Raw genomic sequence first — 1,102 nt, 5'->3', positions numbered from 1 at the left:
ATTCGACTGCGTCCGAATCCACGCGTAATTGCTACCGTAGGTGCTTATCCGAAAAACATTAAATTTAATCCGTAACTGCGGTTATACTAAACGTTAGCTGTAATTCAAAAAAACCATAAATAAATAAATGACAACAATAGTTTCAATTTTTGCTATAATTGCAGCCATCTCTACAGTTATATACACAGTTATTACAGTAAAAACACTTAAGGAAATAAGGCGACAACGCGAAACTACTTATCTACCTAATGTAATTTTAGGAGAAAGTTCATATACAATGTTGATAGATGATAAACTGAAACATAACTCGATACTATTTGAAGACATAAAATCAAAAATTAAGTCCAAGCATTGCTTTCTTAACATTTATAATATTGGCTTAGCTTCTGCAAAAAACCTGAAATTCACTTTTAACATAAATGACCAAGAATATATAAAACTTGCATCCAAAAATATAGATGGACTTGAAATAAGCGAAATGGGAAATGGTTTTTTATCTATAGAACATAAGGAATTGAAAAGTGGACATAATCTCTCAGCACAGAAATACAGGGAGAAAGACTTTTTAATACCAATAAATATTGAAAATAAGTCTTTTCAATTAGAGTTGCCAAATTATTTAATGAGTATACTGTTTCTTCTCGTTTACAATCTTGAAGATAATTATGAACTACTTGAGGAATTACCATATTTTGAACTTAAGATTGAATATGAAGACCTAAGTAATAAAACACATTGGATAAATTATCAAATAAAATTCAATATATTTTCAATGACTAAAACAGATGTAATATTTGAGATTCTGAAAGAAAGAACTACAGCTAACAACGTATAAAAATAATAGGGCAATAAGTGCTTAACCTAATGGAAATAGTACTTTTGCGATGTCGCCAAATTTTTAAATTTGGCTTATTGAACAAAAAATAATTAGAAAAATTTAAAAATTCGGCTTGTGTTCAACCGAATGGTTTGCGCTCTTTTTCAGCCCTACTATTCTTATACACAACCGTTGTGGGCTATTAAAAATTATTGATATTCAGCGCAATCGCATCCCCTTTATCGGATATTAATCAAACGCCAGACTTTCGGACTTGGCACTTCG

General features: G+C 30.3%; 1 protein-coding gene. It reads left to right on the top strand.

The window, feature by feature from the left end:
• The first annotated feature begins 127 nt into the window (after window positions 1-127).
• A complete protein-coding gene (locus tag QRD02_RS14285) occupies window positions 128-835 on the top strand; it encodes a hypothetical protein (protein ID WP_290255638.1) in 708 nt (235 codons plus the stop codon).
• Window positions 836-1,102: the final 267 nt, after the last annotated feature.

This window comes from Aequorivita aurantiaca (assembly GCF_030410135.1).
GTDB classification, from domain to species: Bacteria; Bacteroidota; Bacteroidia; order Flavobacteriales; family Flavobacteriaceae; genus Aequorivita; species Aequorivita aurantiaca.
This window is presented reverse-complemented; position numbering and strand designations above follow the sequence as displayed.